Raw genomic sequence first — 3,052 nt, forward strand, 5'->3', positions numbered from 1 at the left:
CGGCGTTTGGATTGGGTGGTGCGGTGTGATGGTTTTGTTCCGCACAAAGAAAAACCCCGGCGGGGTAATCCCGTCGGGGTTTTGTTTTAGGCGCCTGGCGATGACCTACTTTCGCACCACAGCGAGGCGGCACTATCATCGGCGCTAAGCGGTTTCACTTCCGAGTTCGGAATGGAGTCGGGTGGTTCCCGCTTGCTATGGTCGCCAGGCAAACTGGCTCACGATCTGCCCGCGCTTGCGCGCAGGCCGTGAATTCTGGGAAGTTGCTGTCTCGTCAGAGCATGTCATTCGTCGGTGACACGGAATGCCATAACACCGGAAGCTCTTGGGTGTTATATGGCCAAGCCGCACGGGCAATTAGTACTGGTTAGCTTCACACATTACTGCGCTTCCACACCCAGCCTATCAACGTTGTAGTCTGCAACGGCCCTTCAGGGATCTCGAGGATCCAGGGAAATCTAATCTTGGGAGGGGCTTCCCGCTTAGATGCTTTCAGCGGTTATCCCGTCCGGACGTAGCTACCGGGCAATGCCACTGGCGTGACAACCCGAACACCAGGGGTCCGTCCACTCCGGTCCTCTCGTACTAGGAGCAGCTTCCCTCAAATTTCCGACGCCCACGGCAGATAGGGACCGAACTGTCTCACGACGTTCTAAACCCAGCTCGCGTACCACTTTAAATGGCGAACAGCCATACCCTTGGGACCTGCTACAGCCCCAGGATGTGATGAGCCGACATCGAGGTGCCAAACTCCCCCGTCGATGTGGACTCTTGGGAGGAATCAGCCTGTTATCCCCGGAGTACCTTTTATCCGTTGAGCGATGGCCCTTCCATACAGAACCACCGGATCACTAAAGCCTGCTTTCGCACCTGCTCGACTTGTCAGTCTCGCAGTCAAGCGCCCTTTTGCTTTTACACTCATCGCACGATTTCCGACCGTGCTGAGGGCACCTTCGCGCTCCTCCGTTACTCTTTGGGAGGAGACCGCCCCAGTCAAACTACCCACCACACACTGTCCCTGACCCGGATTACGGGCCGAGGTTAGAACCTCAAATATGCCAGAGTGGTATCTCAAGGTTGGCTCCACGACGACTAGCGTCGCCGCTTCAAAGCCTCCCACCTATCCTGCACAAGCAGATTCAAAGTCCAGTGTGAAGCTGTAGTAAAGGTTCACGGGGTCTTTCCGTCTTGCCGCGGGTACGCTGCATCTTAACAGCGAGTTCAATTTCACTGAGTCTCGGGTGGAGACAGTGTGGCCATCGTTACGCCATTCGTGCAGGTCGGAACTTACCCGACAAGGAATTTCGCTACCTTAGGACCGTTATAGTTACGGCCGCCGTTTACCGGGGCTTCAATCAAGAGCTTCGCCCGAGGGCTAACCCCATCATTTAACCTTCCGGCACCGGGCAGGCGTCACACCCTATACGTCGTCTTACGACTTTGCAGAGTGCTGTGTTTTTAGTAAACAGTCGCAGCCACCTGGTCACTGCGGCCCCCTTCAGCTCCGGCCGCAAGGGCCTTCACCTAATGGAGGCGCACCTTCTCCCGAAGTTACGGTGCCATTTTGCCTAGTTCCTTCACCCGAGTTCTCTCAAGCGCCTTGGGATTCTCTCCCTGCCCACCTGTGTCGGTTTGCGGTACGGTTCACTACTACCTGAAGCTTAGAGGCTTTTCCTGGAAGCAGGGCATCAATCACTTCACTCCCGTGGGAGCTCGTCATCACACCTCGGTGTTGATCTCCCGGATTTGCCTAAGAGATCCACCTACATGCTTGAACCGGACACCAACTGCCGGCTGACCTAGCCTTCTTCGTCCCCCCATCGCAGTAGTAGTAAGTACAGGAATATTAACCTGTTTCCCATCGATTACGGCTTTCGCCCTCACCTTAGGGGCCGACTCACCCTGCGCCGATTAGCGTTGCGCAGGAAACCTTGGGCTTTCGGCGTGCGGGTTTTTCACCCGCATTATCGTTACTCATGTCAGCATTCGCACTTCTGATACCTCCAGCAGACCTCACGATCCACCTTCGCAGGCTTACAGAACGCTCCCCTACCATGCGAGCAAGCTCGCATCCGCAGCTTCGGTACATGACTTAGCCCCGTTAAATCTTCCGCGCGGGCCGACTAGATCAGTGAGCTATTACGCTTTCTTTAAAGGATGGCTGCTTCTAAGCCAACCTCCTGACTGTCTCTGCCTTCCCACATCGTTTCCCACTTAGCCATGATTTTGGGACCTTAGCTGGCGGTCTGGGTTGTTTCCCTCTCGACGACGGACGTTATCACCCGCCGTCTGTCTCCCGTGATTGCACTTCTCGGTATTCGGAGTTTGCATCGGTTTGGTAAACCCCTGGGGGCCCCCTAGCCGAAACAGTGCTCTACCCCCGAGAGTGAGACACGAGGCACTACCTAAATAGTTTTCGGGGAGAACCAGCTATCTCCGGGTTTGTTTAGCCTTTCACTCCGATCCACAGCTCATCCCCTAACTTTTCAACGTTAGTGGGTTCGCGCCTCCAGTGAGTTTTACCTCACCTTCACACTGGCCATGGATAGATCACCCGGTTTCGGGTCTACTCCCAGCGACTGATCGCCCTATTAAGACTCGGTTTCCCTACGGCTCCCCTATACGGTTAACCTTGCCACTGAAAGTAAGTCGCTGACCCATTATACAAAAGGTACGCAGTCACCCCCGAAGGGGCTCCCACTGCTTGTACGTATACGGTTTCAGGTTCTATTTCACTCCCCTCTCCGGGGTTCTTTTCGCCTTTCCCTCACGGTACTGGTTCGCTATCGGTCGGTAGGTAGTATTTAGCCTTGGAGGATGGTCCCCCCATGTTCAGACAGGGTTTCACGTGCCCCGCCCTACTCGATTTCACTTCAAGTGCCTTTTCGCGTACGGGGCTATCACCCTGTATCGCCGGACTTCCCAGACCGTTCCGCTAAAACACAAGAAGCTTAAGGGCTAATCCCCGTTCGCTCGCCGCTACTAAGGGAATCTCGGTTGATTTCTTTTCCTACGGGTACTTAGATGTTTCAGTTCCCCGCGTTCGCCTCCG

The 3,052-nt window shown here is 55.1% G+C and carries 2 rRNA genes; both read right to left on the bottom strand.

The annotated features are described in order from the left end of the window. Nucleotides 1-92 precede the first annotated feature (92 nt). A 5S ribosomal RNA gene (gene rrf / locus J2T57_RS22035) occupies nt 93-209 on the bottom strand. Nucleotides 210-336: 127 nt separating this feature from the next. After that, a 23S ribosomal RNA gene (locus J2T57_RS22040) occupies nt 337-3,052 on the bottom strand; the annotation flags it as partial.

Source organism: Natronocella acetinitrilica, assembly GCF_024170285.1.
Lineage (GTDB): Bacteria > Pseudomonadota > Gammaproteobacteria > Nitrococcales > Aquisalimonadaceae > Natronocella > Natronocella acetinitrilica.